The following is a 21,584-nucleotide window of genomic DNA, read 5'->3' on the forward strand; positions in this document are numbered from 1 at the left end:
CGGGAATTCTTCTTTTAACTTGAACTATTTTTATGCATTTAGAAATGTGTACAAACACTGTAAAATCAAGCATTTGTATTAGATTTGTTTTATTTCTGATATAATTTATTATACCACAAAAAGGCGAAAAATTAAAGGTTTTTTCACGTTTTTCGCCTATTTTAGCAATATGCACAATTTCCCTCTTTTCCATCCCACTCTCTTTCTTCTTATCATGTGGATGGAACAACATTTAGTAAAAGTATTTTTTCCAGCTCTTCTTTATAGTATTCTTCGGATGTTCTCCAACCGATTACCTTTCGATACAGTGTATTAATCCAGTTCTCTATTTCTTCTATTCTTTTTTTCGTTAACCTTTTTGCTTCCGTCCCCTTTGGAAAAAAACGTCTGATCAGATGATTTGTATTTTCATTAGTCCCTCTTTCCCACGATGAATATGGGTGTGCATAATAGATATCTACTCCTGATTGCTTTCCCCATTGATGTAATTTCGCAAACTCCAATCCATTGTCTGATGTAATACTCTTAAACACTTGATCAAATTCCGCCATTTCCTTTTTTAATTTGTTTAAAGCCCCATGAACAGATTGAATATCCTTTTTCGGGATTCGGCGAATAATTTCTTTCCTTGTAAGTCTTTCTGTTAACGTCAAGAGTACTTTATCTCCGCTTTTCTTTCCGATTACGCAGTCAATTTCCCAGTGCCCAAATTCTTCCCTAGTATTAATTGTTTCCGCTCTTTCTTCAATACTCTTTCCTTTTAAGTACTTATTTCTTCTGCAATACTTCCTACGCTTCTTTTTCCTTTTTACTTTTTCTGGTAAATCAATAGCTTTCACGTCTATTTTTCCTTCTTCTGCATATCTATAAAGAGTATCCACACTAACAACTTGTGACTTTTTAAAATTTCCTTGTTTTAATGCCTTTGCTCTCGCTGCAGCAAAAGATCTTTTTTCTTCTTTCACTTCGCGCTCTATAAATTTTAGAAAATCCTCGCATTGCTTCCTTTTTCCTATCTTCCTAGATTTGCACCGATTTTTTCTATAAATCATTTCTCCAGTATCTGGAAAATACATATTTATTTCGTGGTATTCGTTTACAACTTGACTGACAGTTCCCCGCCTCAGTTCATTTCTAATAGTATTACTTGCTCGGCAAAGTATCTTTCCTATCTTATATGGCGATTTTCCTTGTCCATGTAGAGCTGCAATACTTTTGCGTTCTTCTAATGTCAAATGTTTTCCTTTGTTTTCCATACAGTCTTTAACTTTTCCTCTGCTAATTATGTTCTTTTTTTACTGTATTTTATCAAAATTTTTGACAAGTGGCACGATTAAGCAGCTCCTATTTTCTTCTTGCTTTTTCATTTTTTCTTCTATATAATAGATATGAACCTTTTAGGTTCCAATTACAGCATTTTGGGAGTAGCCAATTCCTTTCTTTTGGCTACCCCCCTCAAAAAAAATATTTTAGCTGTTCCGAATTTCGGAACAGCTTTCTTTTTATACTTCCTCTTTATTGTGTTCCGAATTTCGGAACGGAAGATTCTGAAACAGGTATGCTTTCTGGTATTTTTCCATCCTTTCTTTCGGCTGAAAAAACATATTCTTTACTTGCTTCTCAGTCAGTCCTAGCACCAGACTGTTGATCAGTATTTCCTTTTGCTCCGCTGACAGTTCCTTCTGATACCGTTCTATACATTCTATGACACTTCCAGACAAATCTGGTTTCTCTTGCTGCAGCATTGCCCGGATATCTTCGGGAAGTTCTTCTTCCGTATTCTGAAGCTGCCGTAAAGCATCCTTTTCCCTTTTTGCCTTCTGAAAGATCTGCTCAACCTCTTCCTCCGTTGGCTGCGGTCTGCGGAAATTCATATATAGGAAGGCATCTGCATCCACCTCCCAGTAATGGAGGTTTTCATCTGTTTTTGCAAGCTGCCTGTAAATTTCCTTTTCTTCTTTGGTTAGAAATTCTATTTTTTCTTTTTGCTGTACCGTAATATAGCTTCTTGTTTCTTCATCAAAAACAACTTCTACCGGATGTCTGTACCCGTTTTTTCCGGCAAGTTTTTCTGCCTCCATCCACCGTTTAGTACGGAAGGGAATGGCTTTTCGGTCAAAGATCGGATACTGTCCTTCAATAAAAATCAGACAGTCTTTTCGTGACATTCTACGGACTTCCGCCGGAGTCATTAGTGTTCGCCCGCTTTTTCGGTTCTGAATATTGGAATTTCCGTGGCTTCCAAAGCTTCTCCCGTCATCCCTGGTATCAATCGTCATATCTCCAAGTAGCTTGGAAATATACTCGTGTGTACTTTTCGCTCCTGGTCCGGATCCCAGATATACCATTACAGCACAGTTCTCCACAAATATTTCCCACTTATTCTGGGGAAACAATGCTTGCGCCTGTGCAATCGACTGTAGGATTGGAACAATGGACATATTCCTTCCGCGGATTGTCCCCATCAGGACTTCTGTTCTGGTCGGTTTTGGACCGGCATAAAATTCATCTGCCCAAAGCCTTACATGGATTGGCAGCTTTCCTCCGCACTCATGATCAGCGGTATATAAAAGTACATCATACATTGTTGTATAAAACATGGAAATCAGGAAGTTAAAGGAAGGATCATTGTCCGGCATCACAAGAAACAACGCTGTTTTCTTGCCCGGAATATGATCTGCTCCAATTCCAAGGCTTCTAATATCAATATCATCCTCTTCTAAGATCCGTTTTAATTCAGGCGTTTCACACAGTCTTAACATTGCATTTACCATCAGAATCACGGAGCTGATTGTTTCTTTTGCTTCTGCAGCACCCTTTAACTTAAAGTAATCCCGGACGGGAGGATATGCCCTTCCATGTTTTCTCTCCAGTTCTTCCATTTTCTCCTGAAGTTTAGTGCTATCATCCCGGCTCCCTGGCTGCATTTCCATATTGGCAAGTTCCACTACTCGAGGAAGGGTTGCAACCTGATAGTGTTTGGGGTGCTCTTTCTTCTCCTCTTCCTGCCGGAACCATTCATAAGCAAAAAGGCTCATAAGATACAATCCCGAAGCCTCATCCCAGAACGGTTCGCCTTTCATCGCATCCGGAGGCTTGACAGACTCCTGAAGGTTTGTAACAATCTTGACCAAATCTTTTTCGCTGTGGATATAATTAAATGGATTCCAACGATCAGACTGTTCCATGTTGATAAAATTTAAAGATTTCACAGCAATCCCATGTGCTTTTAGATAATTTCCATTTTTTCTAAGCAGCTCTCCCTTTATATCAAGAAAAACATTCGTCATCGCTGCCAGATGCAGGTTTGGCGTAACAATGGAGGTCGTTTTATAAGTACCACTTCCTCCGATCACAAGCATGTTCTGATTGGATAAGCGTTCATTCGCCACTGCTACATTCTCACTAAGTAGCGTATTTTTTGTTTCCTCTTTGTCTGTCAACGTATGACGGATCTGCTTTAAATCTGCCCATTCTTCCGCCCCATGTTCCACACCAGCCTGTCGATTCCTATAGTTATCCATCAGATAAGTAACCATTCCAAACCATGCAAAAAAGGCAATCCCCAAAAAAGCAATACTTTTTTCATTCCACCAATTTTGGAACGGATGAAGCAAAACCTCCGCAAATCTGTTCTGCCAGTTCAAGAGTGTTACTCCATCCAGTTTCATAAGTCCGGACAGCAAGTAGGCAAGAATCAGCATGAGAACCAATAGGACAGTCAGAAATCCCCACGGCAGTTTTCTTCTCTGGATTGGTCTTACCATGTTATCTGCTCCTTCCTGGAATCTTTGGTATTTTTATTTTTTCTATCTGTGGGACTTCGTCTAGAACAATCCTTTTTTCCGGTGTTTTCACGGTACGCTCTAATTGTTTATAATCCCGCTTTGTCGTATGATAATGACGTTCATATAATTCTTTTCCATTCATTCGCTGTTCTCTTGGCAAAGGTTTCCCATTGGCTCCAAGTAACAGCGGTTCTTCTGTTTTCTTTACAAATCCGATAAATGTCTGTCCATTGTCAGTGAGAAATACTCGGTCTGTCGGCAGTATTAATGTCAACTCTTCTTTTCCCCATGTCTGAGGAACACGGCTTCCGAACATTCCATACTTTTCCACAGACGGACTTCCTGCAAATGTGGATTTTTTTACTAATGCTTCCTCGTTAATCGTCAGTTCAATGTATTCCGGATCTTGATGCAATTTCAAATACTGTTCGTGATTAACACCTTTCATTTCACTCTCTTTTTCGATCAGCTGCTTTTCCAGTTCCCCCGGCTCTTTTCCTTCATATTTCTGCAATTGCTCTTTCAACTCTTTAGATGCAGTATCCACATATGCCTCTTCCGTTAATTTCCCGGTTTCCTGATATTCTTCCATGCCTACTACTTTAAAATCTCCTACTTTCTTTCCCTCTGACAGACATTTTTCCTGATACATCTGATACCAATGCTCTACTTTTGGAAGATCTGTGTTTGCCACTACCAACTGTATCTCTCCATCCCCCACATTCAGATCCGGCAGGACTGCATAATTAACCTGCAGGGAAACAAAGTCTTCCCGGATCATCTGCATTTGTCCTTCCGCCGGTATGCTGATAATATTCGTCCTTCCGCTTGTAAGATTATTTAAACTTTGCAGATCATGTTCCCCTCCCTGCATTCTGGACATCAGGAACCTCTCGTAAGTGCTGCGGAATACTTCCTTGTCCGCGCCATATACCGCTAACTGTACAAACCCATCTTCCTTGTTTAAATCAGGAAGTGCCAGATACCGGATTCCCCGTTCTTCCAGACTCTGTAGCAGACCACTTTTTTCCAATTCCTGTACATTTTTCACCGGCACATTTTCGATACTGAAATTTCCTTTTGTCAGCTTAGAAAACTCCTGAATCGACTGAAACTCTTTCCTGCTTAGCTTTCCCTCCCGGTACATTCTGTAAAAATGCTGCAACAGCAAGATCGTTCCTACTGCCGTCAGTTTAAAAAAAGGATCCATAAATGCCCCCAGTTTTCCCAGGCTCTGTATTGCCATCAAAACTTCCTGTTCTTCCCTTCTGTTATCCATATCGTTCCTTTCCGTTCCGAAATTCGGAACACTTCCATTTTTTGTTTTTCTGCTTTTTATTGACTTTTCATCCATAGTGTTTTATACTATTTAGGACAAGGAGCAAGGTGGTCTTGTCGCAATCGGAGCGGCAATAACGCAAGCTCTGTCCCCCTGACAAGTCAGGGGGACTTGTTTTTTATCTGCATCCTGTTCCGAATTTCGGAACGCTTTACAAATGTCTTCCGATTCTTTTCCCTTTCTCCACAGTCTGTGATGAAATCTGTTTTAAAATCTCCTTATCTTTGAAGGCAAACTGTTCTATTTCTTTTCCAAAGTAACCTAATCGTTTTCCTTTCTCCTGATCGATATAAATCAGTTTATCTTCTTTTATCATCTTTTGTAAAAAGTTCTGGAAGTGATCTTTCCCATAAACACTCATAATAAAATTGGAATCAATCTGTTCCACCTGATACAAAGCCTTTCCATTCGGGCGAATCGCTACAAGAAGAGGGTTTCCATTCTGTTCCCGGTAATCCAGCAGAGCAATCATGGTATCTTTCCTTGTCATAGATTCTGCCAGAATCACTGGACATTCCAATGCTTCCGGGATTTTTTTGATTTCTGCTTTCGTCAATCCATGATAATGTGCATTCTCTTTCTGCTTTGGATGCATGCAATCCAATAAATGCTGCTGGCTCATATGCATTGGAAGTGGCTTACACCCTGCTTTTTGCAAAAGATCCGGAGTTTTGCACACCGAAACCGCCTCTCGCATTGACATCTGCTCTTTGGTTTTCAGGACATCTGTAAGTTGATCGACAGACTCCCCAAATGCAAGGTATTCCTCACATTGTTTTGCATATGCCAAAAGTTCTGCTTCTCCTGCCTCCTTCATGCAGCTTTCCATTCTCCCAATACTCTTTTCATATTCCAAGATCTGTTGCCGTGCCTGCGCTAGCTTTGGGTTTTCCTCACATTCTTTTAGCAACTGCTTCAGATAACCTTGCTTCTCCTTCAGCTGACTGATTTTCTCCTCCAGATTGTCTACCTCTGTCCGAATCTTCTCCCTGGCTTCTAGTTTTCTTGTTCTTTCTTTTCCGGATTCTTGAATCAGTCTGTCATAGGAAATCTGCTTCCAAGCTGGAGTTGCCTTAATTGCTTTTTCAGCCTCCCGGTAAGAGTGGTAAATTTTATCCTCTACCGGTTCCACATACCAGCCACCCTCCTGAATACCGACAACTCTGTAATAATCTTCTCTTCCAGATCCCTTGCTATTGTATCTGTTCGGGGTAAAGTCCGGATCCTCATAGTCTTTTGTACTTTCTACTGCCACAATCCTCCTTTTCTGATTTGTTCCGAAATCCGGAACGTCTTTCAAAATAGAATCCATCCTTTCTTTTTCTTCCCTTTGCGGATGCTTTTCTGGCAGCTTTTCCTCCGAAGGAGTATTGCTTTGCACTTCTCCCACCCTTTTCTGATACTCTTCCCATGTGATTCGTTTCTCATGGTATTCCAGATAATTACTCACCTGTTCCGCAGACTGAATAGCTCTTACCAGACTTTCTGGCTTCTCCCGAATCTGTCGGATCCAGCTCTGCACATAGGCTTGATGATTCCTAATATGTTCTTCAGTCTGCTGTACCGGAAGTTCGCTGGACAAAAAACAGGAAGTAATCTCAGCAACCAGCTCTTCCTGCGCATAGGATTCCTGAGAAGTACTTCCTGTCAATTTTCGGTTTAATCGGTGCGCTGCCCCGGTGGCATGTGCCAGTTCATGCAAAGCCGTAGAAGCATAATCGTAGGTAGAAAAGAACTGTTCCCGGTTTGGGAGATAGATCCGATCCTCTGATGGTCTATAAAATGCCCGGTCTGTTTCATGGTACACAATCGGCACCTGCATACTATCTGAAATGGTGTCAACCAGTTCTACCGGATCAACTTCCTGCAAAGTCACTTCCAGCTGTGGGATTCCTTCAATCATATCTCCATTAAATACCGGATAGGATTTGGTACGCAGACAGTAACGTTCCGTGATTCCTCCCTGCTCGCGAAATTCTTCCCAGGTAATCCATTTCTTTAATTCCCGGTCATACGGCATCCAGATTTCCACTCGTGAGCTTTGTCCTTTTCCGCTCTTTAACCTCCAGTTGTTTTGCTGGATCTGATGGAACGTACACCAACGGGGATCTTGATACCCCAGCGCCTGTGCAGTCAACAGTAAGCGGAAACGATTCACTCCATGATAGACCGTGCCAGTTACCGGATTATATGGTCTGGCAGAGATTCCGCTCCATCCTTTCTTCCACTCTAGCTGTTCCGTTTCCAGTAAGGTTACAAATTCTTCTGCCAGCTGTTGCTGCTGTTTTGTCATTTTGCATTCTCCTTTTCTTTTCCTGCCATTTCATAGGTAGCAAGCACTTTTTCAAAAACTGCTTCCTGCATCCGTTTTGTTGTGCCATGCACAACATCTCGGTAACCTTTTTTCTCGCTGTAATACTGAGGCATGTTACAAAAGAGTCCGTCCCTTCCCTGCTTGATAGTAATACCGGAAACTGTAATCCCCAAAATTTCCACCGTTGCAACTGCCAGAATTGGAACTGTCTGGTCTTTCCTTACCGGAAGTTTTGTCACACGCAGCACCGTTACTTCTGGAAGATGAAGATCCTTTGTAATCTCGTTCTGGATTGCTTGATGAACTGCTTTTGTTACCGCTTCCCTCAGTTCCTTATCCGGACGCACCAGATCTTCCCACTTTCCATTTCGCTGTCTTCTTGGATACGTCACGAAAGATGTCTTTTCCCCATTCTCTTTTGTGCAGGTCAGTACGCGCACTTGAAATGTCAACAGCTGATCTACCGTAACCTCTCCATATGCCCACACACCGTTTTCCTGCTCTTGTTTCTCCGCAAGATAAATGTCTGCTTCAATCTGCCACCGCTCTTTCATCTCCATCTTTTCTTTCCTTTCTGCTGTTCCTGCAACACCTTATTTTTGTGGTAGTTGCGCAGCTGTTTCATCTGATCCACACTAAAACAAGATTTCCCATAAACAAGGATTTCTTCTATTGGATCTCCTTCCTGCAGGCACTCCAGAAGATAGTCTTCCTGCTCAGGCTGCATCTTTGGATCCCGGAAGACTGCTTGTACAAATTTCTCAGTTTCCGCTTCCCGTAACGCCCATAAGGTATGAAATCTTTTTTCTTCTTTCTTTCGCTTCCAACAGTTCCAAAACTTTTTAAAAAAGCTGGTTTCTTCCGCTTCTATCGGCACTGGCAGTAAGCCTTTTGATTGCTGGGACTTATATCTTTGTAGTTCCTCTTTGCTGCTTCGGTACTTCTCTTTCAGATTTTTGATAATTTCTTCATCGTCCCTGCAGATTTTCCGGGAAGCTGTCAGTTCCTCCTGTACTTTCTGTAAGGCTTCTGTTTCTCCCTTCAGTCTTTCCTCCAACTTTTGGATCTTTTTTTCTGCCGTTTCTTTCTCCCCATTGATCTTCCGAAGGAAATCATCCACTTGTGTTTTGATCATCCTCTCTAGTTCTTCATTTTCTTTCTGAAGTGCACTTAATTGTTCTTGTAGCTGTCGGATTTTCCCCTCAGACAGTTCTTCTGCTTCCGATGATTTTTGAAACTTCTCCTGAAGAAAATTTGTCCTCGCTTCCTGAATCTCCGCAAGTTCCCAATCGATCATTTCTTCCAGTTTTTCATCCGGAATGCCATCTAACGCACAAAGATACATCCATTCCCGTTTCTTCCATACCATCTCTTTTTCCAGAATATTCCGAATGGTATTGATGTCGATCTCCTGCCAACGGGCAACACAAATCTGGTATGCCTTTAATTCTTCCGGTAAAAACGATTTTATTTCTTCCATACCTTCCCTCTTTTCTCTGGTTTTTGTATCCCGGCTTTTTCTTTTGGCATTGGAAGATGCCGTATGCTTAGATTCTGCTCCTTACGTTCCGCATCTATCTTTTTGATCTGCCGGATCAATCTTTTTTCTTCCCGGATCCCCGCCAGTTTTTCCCGGATTTCCTCTAAATCCTCCATAGGTTCGGGCAAATCTTTCTGCAAGCGTTCCAATTCATCTAACACCTCTTCAAATCGGTCTTCCCATACTGGAATCTCCTTTAATTCCTGCTCAAGCTGCTGTACTTTTTGATACGGTTCCAGTTCTGCGACATGCTCCTGCACTCTTTGTTTCTGCTTCAGATACAGTTCTTCTTTCACAAGTGCTTTCTCCCGCTCCAAAAGTGTTTCCCTGCTACGGATTTGCATGGATACCAGATACCTGCAGTCTTCTTTCAGTTTCTGAATCCGGATTAAATTCTTCCGAATCTGTGCCTGATTTACAGCATAAAGATTGTGTCTGGCATAGCGGTTCTGGATCTGATACACGTCACGCACATGGAGTTTCTGATATCCAGAGATACTCCTGACCATCCGAGACATGCTGCCTCTTTCCTGCCTTTCCCATCTCTTCAATTTATGGCATCTGGGACGGATAAAAATCTCTTTCTGATTTTGGATCCGCTCCCGGATGGCTTCCACGGTGTATGTTTTCCCAAGGGTCTTTTCCTTCGTCCGCCATGCCCGTTTCTGCCCCGGAAGTTTCAAAGACAGTACTTCCTCTTCCTTTCCATTCTGTCTAGTGATCCCAGTCTTTATTTCATATCCAAAGTGTTTCAGACTCCCCAAAAATTCATCATAGGATGTACTATGGGAAACTGCATAATCGATGTCTGTCCGGATCAGATTTTTAAAACTTTCCTTCCCTCCATTTTTCCACTGGACATATGCCATTCCCTTTCGTGCTTCCTTTTCATATTCCAACCGTGGCAGGTCATATTTCAGGCAGATTTTATCCGTAACCGGCTGAATAAACCTCTCCCAGTCCCCACGCTCATAGCGATACTTATAACCGGTAACTCGGTTCACGGAATTAAAGATGATATGCCCGTGGCAATGGTCGGTATCTGTGTGGATTGCAAACACATAATCATACTCTCCACCGAGATATTCCTGGCTAAATTCCCGCAGAACCTGATAGGCTTTTTCGGGATCACATTCCCCCGGCTTCCAGCTGATCACAAAGTGGTATCCCTTCCTCCCATTTAATTTTCCCCAGTCCTGTTTCGTCTGCATCATTACTCGGTAAACTTCTTCTGGGTTATCCCCTGCGTTCCCACCGATCCAGAGAGATTCCTCTGTTTTTTCTTCACGCATAATGTATGCAATCGCATTGTATAAATTGGACTGCGTTTTAATGTTCATCATCTTTGTGATCGCCATACTGTTTCTTCAACTCCTGCCGTATTTCATGGAGCTGTATCTTTACCAACTCCATGCTTTCTTCTAGGCGATTAGCAGTTTCCATTGTGCGGTATTCTGTGTTCAACTGCTTCGTTGCCTGATTGATATTGACTCCGATTTTTCGGATCTGATAGACCAGTTCTTTAAGCTCCCTCTGAAATTTTTCGTCTTTCTGATATCCGCTTCTTTGCAGTACTGTTTTTCTTAGATAAGCTGATAAATTCTTACCACCATTGCGGCAATTAGTTTCCTCATTTTTTTCTGCTTGTTCTATCAAAAAATCATACTCTTCTTTTGTAACTCGAAGTCGTACTACAAAATCTCTTTTATTCTGCTTTTTCATTTACTTCCACACCTGATTTTCGGACAGTTACCGCATAAGATTTTCTTTTCGGGATCTCATCTGTTCTGACTGTTCCTGCATTATTTTCTGAAAAAGTTCCAAGTTTTTCTCCGTCATTTCTCCAAAATGTTCTTCCACAATCTCCATTACTTTTCGGTTCTTTTTCACCTCATTTTTCGTTTCTTCCAATTCGATTTTCAGCTTCAATTCTTTCTCCCGAATGAGCGCGTCCTTCTTCTGTTCCTCCAGTTTTTGTAACTCCTTCTGTACCTTTTCCAATTGTTCTTTTAAACTCATATTTGCTCCTCACTTTCTTTTTCAAGCACGAAAAAAAGACATCCTATGATGTCTCTCCATTCTCTTTATTTTTTCAGTTTCCTTCTGTTAGATCACCTCATCCGGCGGTGCACTCTGGTAACTGACGATACGTCTCTGTTCTTTTCTTTCTGTCTCTGCTAGGCAACGCCCGAATAGTATTTCCAACCTTTGCATCTGCTCTTCATTTTCCCTTTTCATTTCTTCTTTCAGGGTGCTGATTTCTTCCTCGAGTCCATCTATTTTATCTACCAATGTTTCAATGGTTGTCTTCTTGTCACTGTGTAAAATCAGCGCTTCGATATACTCTTGAGCAGTACGATATTTACTGCGATCCCGTTCTTCAATGGCACGAATCGCTTCATCTGAAAGGCGAAAACTTTTCATAGTTTTAGACATTTTTCTTCCTCCTTTTTCTGCAAAATTTATTATTTTCCAAGTTTATGATACCTCTTTTTTAATCTCATTTCTAGGTTACTTTAGGCTACCTGGATTATGTCATAAATATGACTCATTCTCATCTATTTTCTTGCAAGCAATCGTATTACATCTGTCTACTTTCGTATTACTTCTTGCAAACAACTGTATTACATTCGTCAACTTTTGTATTGCTTTCTGTTTACAAACGTATTATATTTGTCAGCTTTTGTATTGCTTTCTGTTTACAAACGTATTACATTTGTCAGCTTTTGTATTGCCTTCTGCAAACAACTGTATTACATCTGTCAACTTTTGTATTACTTTCTGCAAACAAACGTATTACATCTGTCAGCTTTTGTATTGCTTTCTGTTTACAAACGTATTACAAATAGCCAGCTTTTGTACATCAAATTGCCCTTTTTCCCTATTTGCAAGCTCCTTTTCCTTCGTAAGTCGCAACCCTTTTAGGGTTGGCAAGATACGCAAAATGTAGGACATTTTTCCTTCTTGTTAGGGGCAGCCCCCTAAGACCCCTGAGATAATTATAATTGTATGTGGTATATTGTATACATATTCTCTTTTTCAGGATTTTCGGAGGCTTTTTCCTCTGTTCTTCTTTCTGTTTCCCCTATATTTTCTACTTCTTTTTACATGCTGCAGGTTCCATTTTTCATGGAGTCCATCCAGTTCTTCAGGGTGTGTTCCACCGTTTCCTGCGGACGTTTCTGATCCTGAACAAAACGGTATGCTCCTTCCAAAATGAAGTCCATATGTACCAGGATTCTGCAGCATTCTGGCTCTGTCTCACAGAGATGTTTTAAGCTCTGATAAATCTTTCTCTTTTCTGTGATTTCTTCACTTTTGGAAATGATTCCGGGCTTGCTCATTAGGTTGCATTCCGTCATAAAAATTTCCCATTCCTGCCCAATCTTATTCAATATCCGTTCCAAAAAGTTCACTTCCTTTCTACCTGCTTCTCTATTTTTTATTTGTGGATCTGCAACAGATTTTCCTCCCAGAAATAGTCTAAAAAAATGATCTGTGTGCCACTCTCTTGATGGATTCCGTTGCCCTGTTCTTCGAACAAAATTCTACAAGATATGCTGCACTTTTTCTCTTGAAATCGAACCTCTATCGGCTCACTATATTCAACACCAGTTGCACTAGAAAATCCGTTCTCCATTGTCCACTGCTTTACCAGTCCAGACAGTTCTTTGGCATCTTTTCTGAGCAGATTGAATACCTCTTTTGGGAAACCGGAAAGTTCTATACCTGGTACAGTTTCTTCCTTCATCATTTCTAAAATTTCTCCTTCCTGTCCCTCTTCTTTTCTGCTTTCTTTCTCCTCATTTACAATTTCCTTTTCCTTCTCTTTTATTTGTTTTCCACCTTCTTTTTCCTTCCTAGAAGGACTACTGTTTTCCACTTTCTTTTTCGGCTGCTCTGCTTCGTTTTTCTGTCTGTCAACCGTCTGTTTCTGATAAAAAAACAGTCCGGTGAATGCAGCCGCAAGTAACACAGTTCCAGCCAGAATCGCAATGATTTTCTTCCTCATTTTTCTGCTCCTTTATAAGTTCTTTTCCTTCTGGGCATCGCTTCTATTTTGTCGGGACTCCTCCCGGATAAACCCATCCGATCCAGCCAGTATGCCCCTGACAAGTTGCAGTCTGCCAACTTGCCCAATCCTGTACCGTTTCGATAGAAAAACGCCCTATATTATTCGCAACCAGTCCATTCCCAATATAGATTCCTACATGCCCATAGAGCGCTCCCATCTCGCCACTTCCGCTTCCGCAAACGATCGCTCCGGGCGGTATATTTTCCATGCTGGTATTTCCTGTATTCTGGTAAGTATTCCACATGTCAATTGCGTTTCCATAAGGAATCTCTGGAGCTTCTGCCGCCTGATAAACACCAGTCACCCATGCTGCACACATGTCTGGTGTACATGGATATAAGCCTTGATTTTCTCTTGCAATCGCCGCAATCCTCTTCATCAATTCTGTTTCCACTCCATCATAATTTCCGCTTCCTGATTTCTTATAATCTTCGTAAGTCATGTTATCAAAACGATATAGATTGTAGGTATCCATATGCCCGATACAAGCTTTCACGTAAGAACTGGAAGTCGCCCATCCTGCAAGCCGAATTCCTTCCATATACCCTTGTGCCGCTTCTTTTGAATACTTCCCATCATTTTGATTTCGGTATGGATTCACCTTACTTGCATACGGATCACGTTCCAGCATCCAGGCGCGCTGTTTGATACAAGAAGCATAGTCTGGGTACTTTGCAAAAGATCCAATCCCAGTAACATTCCCACCTCCTTCTGTTTCTTCTCCAGTTGTCATATCTATCGATCCACTCGCATACTGATCTCCGGAAAAATACTTAATTCCAAACAGATTTTTATATTCATATGCTAGTGAAGACAGTCCCTGCCCATTCTCTCCTCCAGGTCCATATGTTCCAAATCCAGACTCTGCAATCAACTGTGCAATCCCCGTGGATACTGGAACCCCATTTTTTTCCTGCGTTTCAAAAAAAGCCTGCATCATATCTTCCGTCACAAATGGCGGCAATCCATGCCCAGTAGCCGGCTGAGATTCTGTACCTGCAATGCTAGAGAATAAAATAACAGCTACCGCACAAACAATTATAATTGCTCCAAAAATAACAACAAAAGAGCTTGCAAGCATCGCAGTCAATGATACAAGCGCATTGAGAAACATGGACACTCCCATCGTTGCAAGACTCATAACTGTCATTGTCAAAGTATGCACAGACCCTTTCAGACCTTCCTCTATCCCATTGTCATTTCCATTTGCTTGTTGCCTTGCAACGGACTCCTGAACCGCCTCATTCATCTGCTTGAGATACTGTCTAAAGGCATCTGCAGTTTTCCTTGCTGTTTTCACAGCAAGCCCTGCAGGGTGGGCACTTTCCGCTCCGGATACCGCTACTTTCATCCCTTCCCCGGAAACTTTTACGCTTCCCTGCATAGTCTGTGTTATTCCTTTCTGCCCTCCCTGACTAAACCTCGAAGGAAGAATTCCCCCACTCAATCCCTCTGTTGGCTGCTGTCTGGATTCCGCGACTTGTTGCTTTTTTCTTACCGACTTTCCCTGAATATCCCTATCCGCTCTCCATGCCTGCCATTTCCGCTTTTCCGTTGCCGAAAAACAATTCCCTTCCAAATTCCAGTAAGTGTTTTTCACTTTTTCTCCTCGTCTGGATTCCCATACCTGAAACTTCTTTTTTTCATGCAGAGAAAGACAGTTCCATTCCTTTTCTTCCTTGCGGCTAAGATAGGCGGCAGGATCCTTCGAGGAAACTGCCGAAAGCCTCTTTGGCTCCCCTGCTTTCAGATCTGTCCCCGTGATCGGTTCCTGCTCTTTTGGGAAATTATTCCTCTGATTTTTGGAGAGCGGAAGGGAATCCTCCCTGTCATGTACCTCTGTTTCAATCGTTCTTACAATCCGTTGTTTCGTCTCACGAATCATTCCTGTTCCTCCGGTTAGCGTACTGCCTCATAACGTCCTCCACAGTTCCTTAAAACCCCTTTTTCTGCCATATGCTCACAGAGAAGTTCTGCCCGTTCCCGTGGCAGTTTTAAAAGTTCCATAACATCTCCGATACTGACCGGTGAAAAGGTAGCCAGTTGTCTGATCATCCGCTCCTCTTCCGCTTCGGAAACTGCATGCCATTTCACAGATTCTTCTATCTCTTCTTCCGGAACCTGTCTCGTACGTTCCAAGGATTCTTTGGAACCTTTAACATCCTCCGCTTTCTGTGCCTCCTCATGGAAATTCGTAGTATAGGCATCATAAAGCACATTATCCTGCGAAATCCGGGCGCTGAACATAGCTACTTTTTTATTCCAGATCAAGATGCCCTCGCCCGGTTTTCCATTACTTAAAAATCGATATTCCTTATCGCTTAACGGTTGAATCTCCGCAAGACTCTGTGCATCCACACCACCCTGATCAAAAAAGCATTTGTAGGAACAGTTCTGAAAAATCTCAATCATCTGTTCATTGGCAAGTGCCGCTACCACGTTCTGCATCGCAAGTGTTACAATCCCTCCGAATTTTCGGAAAGTAACAATCGCATTATTTAGCATTTTGGCTGATCCCGGTTTTTTTGAAACTACCTGTGTCTCATCCACGATCAGATGGGTTGCCCTCTGTAATTTCTTGTTATCATTCATTCGTCCGGACAGATAATGGAGTACCGTGATCATTGCCGGCTCCCAGTTATTTTCCGGGACATTGCACATCCCAAATCCCACTAGACGATTTTGGAAGCGGATATTTGTCGGATGCCCGAACATATCACAGGCTCCGGAAGTGTACTCCTCCAAAGAATTATAAATAGGACGGATTATCGCTTCATCGTGAGGGTTATCTGTCTGCTCCAGTTCCTTTCGGATTTCTTCCCGCAGCCAAGTCAAAGTTGGCTGCTTCTTCAGCCGCTTCCAGGAAAATACTTGCGCAAACATACGCTCGGTACAGCGGCTGATTACTGTATCGTGTTCCTGCGTGACATCAATATTCCGCATGATTGCCTGACAAAGACTCTTTGCATATTCGCTCTGCCTTGCTACAAATTCATTTTTCACTTTCTGGGTTCCCTGAAAAATTTCCTGACTGACTTCAAACCCGTTTAGATAAATTCCGCTTTTGGGTGTCAAGTCAAAATACACACCTCCATAATCCTCACAAATACTTTCAAATTCATTTTGCGGATCCAAAATCAAGATATCATCATCTGTCCCCAGAAGTGTCTGGGAAATTTCCGTCAGCTTGATAAAGAAGGACTTCCCGGATCCTGAGTATCCGATGATGATTCCGTGTGGATTAGGAAGCAGCTTTCGGTTTCCATATATGAAATTTTTTGTTGTTTTATTAATCCCTAACAGCTTTCCTCCCGGCTCCAGAATATCCGGAGCATGGTAAGGCTGCAGAACGACCAGCGAAGAATTTAAAAAGAACCGCATATAATCGACTTGTCTTCCTCCAATCGGCAACGCAGTGTTTAACGCCTTCAGTTGGCGGAACATACATGGTTCCAAGCGGATTCCCTCCTTCTTCCCGATGGCACAGACCTCTTCCATCCGTTCCGTCAGAATCTGGAGTCCTTCTTTTTTATCCTTTGCCGGTGCAGTTACTACAATCAAAAAATTTAAGAAGCACCCCTTCTCATCATCCTGATCTACCTGTTCCATGTAAGCTTCAATATCCTCTTTTTTCTTCTTTTTTGAGTAGGATGGAGAAAAGATTACTTGACCATTTCTTCTCTTCTGATCTAATTCATCGCTGATCTGTCTCTCATTGTTGATCTGGATTGCGACCAACTTATCATTGACCACCTCTTGTTGTACAGGTTCATAGTCTAACGTAACAAAAGACGGATACTGTAAATTACAGAAACTCTGAAGAACGGTATCTGCATTGATAGACTTTCGATACTGTGTTGCTGCAAGAACCGTCATCATTGTATCCCCCGCAATCAGATAGTCACTTTTCGATTCGATGCTTCTAGGAAGAATATCTGTTTTCCAATCCTGAAGGGTTTCTTGCATCCCAAAATCTGCCGCCTCCTCTCCCGGACGATAGATCCCCTGCAGAATCCGGAACCGTTCCTTTGCATTGAGCGGTTCTACCCGGCTTCCCCATCCTTCAAAGGCTTCCTCAAGCACAGGCTCCAGAGCCCGGAAGTAGATTCCTGCCTGCGTATCATTGTCTGCTCTGCAAGTCACTGTTAAAATCCGTATGGTATGTACCGTAGGATTCATGTCCTTTAACCCTTCTTCCTGCCACTGCCGAATCCCTTTTGCAATCTCCGGATACGTTTCTCGGTTCTTCTCATTTCTCACAGAGGAGAGAAATGTTTCCAGTGATTGGTAAGAATTACACAGAGAAATCTTAAAATGAACTTCCATCCCATTTAAGAAATCCATCAATTCTGACAAAAACAGACGTTTTTCCCCTTTATCCTTATTAATATAATTGACATCCTCAAATAAATAGGCTCTGTCATACAGTGTATTTCTCTTCTTTGGCTCTAACCGAAAACATCCATTTTCATAAGCTTTTACTACATTTAAGGTTTCCTTCACTGTTTTTGGCACCGGCACAACCGGCTGAGACAATACTCTTTTCTGCCGGAATGCTTTGTTTCCGTTAAAAACTGCCACGCTACTTTCCTCCTTTTTCCCTTTTTCTTGACTTTGCTTCCCTGTTTGTCATAGAAAAGAGCGGCTGTTCTTTCCATATTCCTTCTGTCTTATTTTCTCCGCAAAGTTTTCTCGTTTTTTGACAGTAGCTCCATTCTTTATAAAGCTGCCACACAGACATTCCCTGATATTTAAACAACCCCAGAAATGCAACCGGAAGTCCTGCAAAAATCCCCAAATAAACTCCTATCTGCAGAGGAATCTTTTGATAATACCAAAGAAGTCCTGCCACTCCCAAAACGACTGGGAGAAACAGACCTATGGTGACTAGCTCTTCCATACTCATACCTTTCCAATATGTCTGTGGATATGCTTTTTCAAAATCTTTGTTTAGATCCAACTTCATATTTTTTCCCCTTTGTTCCGAAATTCGGAACATCCTTTCTTTTACTTTTTGTTCCGAAATCCGGAACGTTTTAATCTTACAGATGGAAAGTCTTATTCATGAAATTGTTTGCCCCTTTTACTGCCCCAGTCATCCCGATCATATAAATTAATGATTTTAACGCCTGTCCAAACCCATCAAAGAAATCAGCAAAACTACTCTCCGGCAGATTAAATCCTCCAATAATCTTTCCGGAAATGGATATCACAAGCGCAATGACCACCACCTCAAAAGCATTCCCTAGAAAATTTCTCAACCAAGCCTTTGCGGTCTCATCAATTCCCCTCCCGGAGATCAAACTTGGCATGGCAAGCGGGAAGCAGACTACAAGCATGTACAGCTTAATATACCGGCTATATAAAGTTAAAAAGATCATGATTCCGCAGACCAGAGCCACAAGAAAATATAGCAACCCAAACAACCACCAGAATAAATGACTTCCAATGTCCACTTCTTCCGTAAAAAGAGGAGGTCCCTGAAAATCTATAATCTCCCCCGACATTGCTGAAGCCATAGAAAAGAACGTCTTCATCAGATTAAAACCCATTTGGAATAAAACATTAACTGCAACAAGACGAATCATCCCTTCAATAAACAATTCTAAGGTGACCTGTTCTTTTAGATTTGATACTGCCTTTAAAAAGCTGCAGATAAAAAATACATTGACCATAGACAATCCGATTCCCAGTGTCCATGGATACAAGGTATGGGCTACATAACTCCAAGCGGATGGAGAAAACTGTGAGGGAGTCTTTCCGATCACTCCTAAACTTAGATCCATCAGCGTGATCCACACTACTTCTGCAAGTTTATAAAAGGGACCATAAAATAGGTCCCCCACAAATCCACCGATAAATTCTTCTAACCAAGCTGGCATCTTTTTTCCTCCTTACGGTGTTCCACCGCCACCATTGATCAACGGAATAATCTGAGGCGCAACCGTTGCAACAATTCCGCTTCCAATTCTTTTAAATGCCGCTGACTGTGCGCCTCCATCTTGAGTATTTAAAGATTGCGCCCATTCAAATACACCCCACAACAAAAACAGGCTACCGATAGAAGATACAATTGCTGCAATGATTTGATAAACAGCATTAAATCCACTTTGGATCACACCGTTTGCTCCTGCAGCAAAAGCTGTCATCTGACTGGCTCCTGTAAGCGCAAGAACTGTGAGAAAAAGAAACAGCTTTTTCTGCTTTTTCCAAAATTCACGACTATCCTTTTTCTGTATCTCATTTTTTCCTATCTGTTTTTCTTTCATCTGTTTTTTCCTCTTTTCTTTCTTCTCTCCGAAAACTTAATCATCATCTCTGCCAAATAAGCGAATCAAAATCAGAATAAAAAGCGCTGCTACAAGTGGCATGACTGTAAAAAATGCAAGTCCTACATACTGTGCACCGGCATATTTCCATGCCGCCCATGCTGCAGCACCTCCTGCTAAGATCCCTACCAGAATTCCAATTAGTGCTAAAATTTTTGCTTTCCAATTATTTCTTCTCATGTAATATCCTCCTTGTTTTTTTATTTTTAATGTTCCCGGCAAACCAAAGCTTGTCGTTTTTGAATTTCTCGTAACAATACTTCTTCGATTGCTTTTTTGCAAGCTATGCTCCCATCGGAAAAGCAATCCAGTGTAGTTTCAAAGTCTTTATAACGACTGTGATCTAGATATGCCAATGCAATCTCTGCTCTCCGTTTTTCTTTTGGATATTTTTCTTCCATAATCTGAAGCATCCCCCGGATGCTTCCAGCAGCTTCATACGCCTTTTCGATTGAAGCAAGGAACTCTTCACTGTATCCTTTCTTCGGGGGACGTTTCTTCCAGGGCATGGTATTTCTACGATCCCGCATATCCTGCCAGATAAAAAGAACTGCCCCAATGCATGCCATCCCTAACAGAATCACTCCCATAACTGTATAAAACATACGTTCTCCTTTCTTTCTGTTCCTTTGTATTTAGGATGCAAAGCGTCCTGCAACTTCCCCGACACGTTCCATTGCCTGACTTGGAGTCATATCTGCAGTCAGGTAGCCGCCTGCAAATACGCATCCTTCTTCTCTGTCATACTGAAACTGGATTCCTGGAACTTCCCGATTCATTCTCTCCAGTTTTTCCTTCAAGGCACGGCTTTCTTTCCGTTTTGCAGACACTTCAAACTGGATGATCTCATCTTGGAACAAAAATACATACGTCAGGTTTTTTGCCTCCATGTGAAGCTGTTCCCCGTGTTCGGAATGCCGGATTTCTGGCTGTACTGCCGGATCATGTTTTTCCAGATAGCTTTTCAAGACGTTTGCCGTCAGTTCTTCTCTGGTAATTTCTACCGTTTCTATCGGAATCCTTTCCGAAACAGATTCTTTTCTCTCTGGGCTTCTTTCTTCTTTTCCTAATCTGGGGATATGTACTTCTTTCCCTTTCTCAGAAACAATCCTATTTTTTTCATCCGAATACATTTTATCTTCCTGTTCATAGGAAGAAATCGAAAAACCTTCCTCTTTTTCTTTTGGATTCTCTTCTTCCATTTCTTCCGACAAAGACAGGGTTTCAAACTCCGAATCGGATTCTGCAACACCCATTAGCTTTTCTAGTAACTTCAGTCGCTCTTTTTGTAACTGACCGCATGTTTTTTCCGTTTCTTCCTTTTCTTTTCTTATATTCCGAAGATCTGTTTGCAGCTTGCAGATGGTATCTTGAAGTTGTACGCGTTCTTCTTTCAGGGATTGATTTTCCTCATCCCATTTTTCAATTCTATCTTTTCCAAAGCCACATTCCAGCTGTGCGGTCTGATATTCATATGCTCTTCTGGCATCTTCTACTAGCATTTTTTCATTTCGGAGTGCTTCCAGTTCCAACTGGTGTTCCAGAATCTGTTTCTGCAACTGCGCCTCATATTTTGCTTTTTCTTCAGCAAATTCTGTCTCTCGCCGCTCAAGTACCGCCTCTTTCTCTACCAGCTCCGCTTCATGCTTCGCTAAGTTCTCCTCATTCTGTTTCCATTGCTCCTCTTTTTGTTCCAGTGTCTGGCTACGTTTCCATAATTCCTTCCGGATCTGCTCCAGTTCCTGGTTTCTCCCGTCATATTCTGCTTTGCGCTTCTGGTAAGTCGCTTCTCGCTCTTCAAAGATTTTCTGCATCTTCTCCAGATAAGACTCTGTTTTTAAAAGTACCTCGTCATCTCTGTACTGTTCCATGATTTCCTCCTTTATTTCCACCAGCTATCCCCTGTTTTTGGAGCCGGAACATTCGGAACATCCTTTTCTGTCCCGGTTTCCGTGCTCTGTTCTTTCTGTTCCGCGGCTGCTTCTTCCTGCCTGTTTTCTTCTTTGTACTCCTGTTTGTTTTCCGGTAGATTCTGTTCTTCCAACTGCATCTGCCCTTCCCGGAGCTTCCGAGGAAATCTTCCTCGGACTCCGATGCTGACACAGACACTGCCAAGACACATGCAGCACAAGATTCCTGCAAGAAGAATCTTCTTTTTCTGCCTCATATTGTCTGCCTCCTTTGTTTTTCCACTGCAGT

The 21,584-nt window shown here is 42.0% G+C and carries 22 protein-coding genes; all 22 read right to left on the reverse strand.

Annotated elements, in window-relative coordinates; genetic code table 11:
* Positions 1-193 (reverse strand): hypothetical protein (locus EDD74_RS15270; RefSeq protein WP_207668728.1); only part of this gene is annotated, 193 nt, incomplete at its 3' end.
* A gap of 19 nt (positions 194-212) precedes the next feature.
* Positions 213-1,256: an IS30 family transposase gene (locus EDD74_RS12215; RefSeq protein WP_116441427.1), complete on the reverse strand. Its 1,044-nt coding sequence runs from the start codon at positions 1,254-1,256 to the stop codon at positions 213-215.
* Positions 1,257-1,502: 246 nt separating this feature from the next.
* Complete coding sequence (locus tag EDD74_RS12220; RefSeq protein ID WP_116441426.1) at positions 1,503-3,767, reverse strand: VirD4-like conjugal transfer protein, CD1115 family; 2,265 nt, start codon at positions 3,765-3,767, stop codon at positions 1,503-1,505.
* A gap of 1 nt (position 3,768) precedes the next feature.
* Positions 3,769-5,067 carry a hypothetical protein gene (locus EDD74_RS12225; RefSeq protein ID WP_116441598.1) on the reverse strand — a complete coding sequence of 433 codons (1,299 nt, stop codon included), beginning with the start codon at positions 5,065-5,067 and terminating at the stop codon, positions 3,769-3,771.
* Between the two features lie 211 nt (positions 5,068-5,278).
* Positions 5,279-7,420: a zincin-like metallopeptidase domain-containing protein gene (locus EDD74_RS12230; protein ID WP_116441425.1), complete on the reverse strand. Its 2,142-nt coding sequence runs from the start codon at positions 7,418-7,420 to the stop codon at positions 5,279-5,281.
* Positions 7,417-8,001 (reverse strand): septation protein SpoVG family protein, encoded by a 585-nt coding sequence (locus EDD74_RS12235; protein WP_116441424.1) that lies wholly within the window; start codon positions 7,999-8,001, stop codon positions 7,417-7,419. The genes EDD74_RS12230 and EDD74_RS12235 overlap by 4 nt, the downstream gene beginning before the upstream one ends.
* Positions 7,992-8,921, reverse strand: coding sequence for a hypothetical protein (locus tag EDD74_RS12240; RefSeq protein ID WP_116441572.1), 930 nt, complete (start codon positions 8,919-8,921; stop codon positions 7,992-7,994). The genes EDD74_RS12235 and EDD74_RS12240 overlap by 10 nt, the downstream gene beginning before the upstream one ends.
* Positions 8,909-10,339, reverse strand: coding sequence for a relaxase/mobilization nuclease domain-containing protein (locus EDD74_RS12245; protein WP_116441573.1), 1,431 nt, complete (start codon positions 10,337-10,339; stop codon positions 8,909-8,911). Before EDD74_RS12245 ends, EDD74_RS12240 begins: the two co-directional genes overlap by 13 nt.
* On the reverse strand, positions 10,311-10,703 hold the full coding sequence (locus tag EDD74_RS12250) for a plasmid mobilization protein (protein ID WP_116441574.1): 393 nt from the start codon (positions 10,701-10,703) through the stop codon (positions 10,311-10,313). The genes EDD74_RS12245 and EDD74_RS12250 overlap by 29 nt, the downstream gene beginning before the upstream one ends.
* Positions 10,704-10,730: 27 nt before the next feature.
* Complete coding sequence (locus EDD74_RS12255) at positions 10,731-11,000, reverse strand: hypothetical protein (protein WP_116441575.1); 270 nt, start codon at positions 10,998-11,000, stop codon at positions 10,731-10,733.
* An 87-nt stretch (positions 11,001-11,087) separates the two neighbouring features.
* Positions 11,088-11,417 (reverse strand): hypothetical protein, encoded by a 330-nt coding sequence (locus tag EDD74_RS12260; RefSeq protein WP_116441576.1) that lies wholly within the window; start codon positions 11,415-11,417, stop codon positions 11,088-11,090.
* 668 nt (positions 11,418-12,085) lie between these two features.
* Entirely contained in the window at positions 12,086-12,388 is a 303-nt protein-coding gene (locus EDD74_RS12265; protein ID WP_116441577.1) for a hypothetical protein, read from the reverse strand.
* Between the two features lie 35 nt (positions 12,389-12,423).
* Positions 12,424-12,993, reverse strand: a complete 570-nt coding sequence (locus tag EDD74_RS12270; protein ID WP_116441578.1) for a hypothetical protein — start codon at positions 12,991-12,993, stop codon at positions 12,424-12,426.
* 43 nt (positions 12,994-13,036) lie between these two features.
* Positions 13,037-14,941, reverse strand: a complete 1,905-nt coding sequence (locus EDD74_RS12275) for a glucosaminidase domain-containing protein (RefSeq protein ID WP_116441579.1) — start codon at positions 14,939-14,941, stop codon at positions 13,037-13,039.
* Between the two features lie 14 nt (positions 14,942-14,955).
* Positions 14,956-17,637, reverse strand: coding sequence for a VirB4-like conjugal transfer ATPase, CD1110 family (locus EDD74_RS12280; RefSeq protein ID WP_116441580.1), 2,682 nt, complete (start codon positions 17,635-17,637; stop codon positions 14,956-14,958).
* 1 nt (position 17,638) lies between these two features.
* Complete coding sequence (locus EDD74_RS12285) at positions 17,639-18,022, reverse strand: PrgI family protein (RefSeq protein WP_158547693.1); 384 nt, start codon at positions 18,020-18,022, stop codon at positions 17,639-17,641.
* Between the two features lie 76 nt (positions 18,023-18,098).
* Positions 18,099-18,938, reverse strand: a complete 840-nt coding sequence (locus EDD74_RS12290; RefSeq protein WP_116441582.1) for a hypothetical protein — start codon at positions 18,936-18,938, stop codon at positions 18,099-18,101.
* 12 nt (positions 18,939-18,950) lie between these two features.
* Positions 18,951-19,325 (reverse strand): hypothetical protein, encoded by a 375-nt coding sequence (locus EDD74_RS12295; RefSeq protein WP_116441583.1) that lies wholly within the window; start codon positions 19,323-19,325, stop codon positions 18,951-18,953.
* 36 nt (positions 19,326-19,361) lie between these two features.
* On the reverse strand, positions 19,362-19,565 hold the full coding sequence (locus EDD74_RS12300; protein ID WP_116441584.1) for a hypothetical protein: 204 nt from the start codon (positions 19,563-19,565) through the stop codon (positions 19,362-19,364).
* 26 nt (positions 19,566-19,591) lie between these two features.
* A complete protein-coding gene (locus tag EDD74_RS12305; protein WP_116441585.1) occupies positions 19,592-19,990 on the reverse strand; it encodes a hypothetical protein in 399 nt (132 codons plus the stop codon).
* Positions 19,991-20,020: 30 nt separating this feature from the next.
* Positions 20,021-21,256: a hypothetical protein gene (locus EDD74_RS12310; RefSeq protein ID WP_116441586.1), complete on the reverse strand. Its 1,236-nt coding sequence runs from the start codon at positions 21,254-21,256 to the stop codon at positions 20,021-20,023.
* A gap of 11 nt (positions 21,257-21,267) precedes the next feature.
* On the reverse strand, positions 21,268-21,552 hold the full coding sequence (locus EDD74_RS12315; RefSeq protein WP_116441587.1) for a hypothetical protein: 285 nt from the start codon (positions 21,550-21,552) through the stop codon (positions 21,268-21,270).
* Between the last annotated feature and the right edge of the window lie 32 nt (positions 21,553-21,584).

The organism is Faecalimonas umbilicata (assembly GCF_004346095.1).
Taxonomy (GTDB): domain Bacteria; phylum Bacillota; class Clostridia; order Lachnospirales; family Lachnospiraceae; genus Faecalimonas; species Faecalimonas umbilicata.

Bases quoted from the DNA above. Each gene is read 5' to 3' on its own strand.
- EDD74_RS12240 (WP_116441572.1), bottom strand. From the start codon at position 8,921: ATGGAAGAAATAAAATCGTTTTTACCGGAAGAATTAAAGGCATACCAG.
- EDD74_RS12215 (WP_116441427.1), bottom strand. From the start codon at position 1,256: ATGGAAAACAAAGGAAAACATTTGACATTAGAAGAACGCAAAAGTATT.
- EDD74_RS12315 (WP_116441587.1), bottom strand. From the start codon at position 21,552: ATGAGGCAGAAAAAGAAGATTCTTCTTGCAGGAATCTTGTGCTGCATG.
- EDD74_RS12310 (WP_116441586.1), bottom strand. From the start codon at position 21,256: ATGGAACAGTACAGAGATGACGAGGTACTTTTAAAAACAGAGTCTTAT.
- EDD74_RS12305 (WP_116441585.1), bottom strand. From the start codon at position 19,990: ATGTTTTATACAGTTATGGGAGTGATTCTGTTAGGGATGGCATGCATT.
- EDD74_RS12285 (WP_158547693.1), bottom strand. From the start codon at position 18,022: ATGAAGTTGGATCTAAACAAAGATTTTGAAAAAGCATATCCACAGACA.
- EDD74_RS12220 (WP_116441426.1), bottom strand. From the start codon at position 3,767: ATGGTAAGACCAATCCAGAGAAGAAAACTGCCGTGGGGATTTCTGACT.
- EDD74_RS12260 (WP_116441576.1), bottom strand. From the start codon at position 11,417: ATGTCTAAAACTATGAAAAGTTTTCGCCTTTCAGATGAAGCGATTCGT.
- EDD74_RS12235 (WP_116441424.1), bottom strand. From the start codon at position 8,001: ATGGAGATGAAAGAGCGGTGGCAGATTGAAGCAGACATTTATCTTGCG.
- EDD74_RS12250 (WP_116441574.1), bottom strand. From the start codon at position 10,703: ATGAAAAAGCAGAATAAAAGAGATTTTGTAGTACGACTTCGAGTTACA.
- EDD74_RS12230 (WP_116441425.1), bottom strand. From the start codon at position 7,420: ATGACAAAACAGCAGCAACAGCTGGCAGAAGAATTTGTAACCTTACTG.
- EDD74_RS12255 (WP_116441575.1), bottom strand. From the start codon at position 11,000: ATGAGTTTAAAAGAACAATTGGAAAAGGTACAGAAGGAGTTACAAAAA.
- EDD74_RS12295 (WP_116441583.1), bottom strand. From the start codon at position 19,325: ATGAAAGAAAAACAGATAGGAAAAAATGAGATACAGAAAAAGGATAGT.
- EDD74_RS12275 (WP_116441579.1), bottom strand. From the start codon at position 14,941: ATGATTCGTGAGACGAAACAACGGATTGTAAGAACGATTGAAACAGAG.
- EDD74_RS12290 (WP_116441582.1), bottom strand. From the start codon at position 18,938: ATGCCAGCTTGGTTAGAAGAATTTATCGGTGGATTTGTGGGGGACCTA.
- EDD74_RS12270 (WP_116441578.1), bottom strand. From the start codon at position 12,993: ATGAGGAAGAAAATCATTGCGATTCTGGCTGGAACTGTGTTACTTGCG.
- EDD74_RS12225 (WP_116441598.1), bottom strand. From the start codon at position 5,067: ATGGATAACAGAAGGGAAGAACAGGAAGTTTTGATGGCAATACAGAGC.
- EDD74_RS12300 (WP_116441584.1), bottom strand. From the start codon at position 19,565: ATGAGAAGAAATAATTGGAAAGCAAAAATTTTAGCACTAATTGGAATT.
- EDD74_RS12245 (WP_116441573.1), bottom strand. From the start codon at position 10,339: ATGGCGATCACAAAGATGATGAACATTAAAACGCAGTCCAATTTATAC.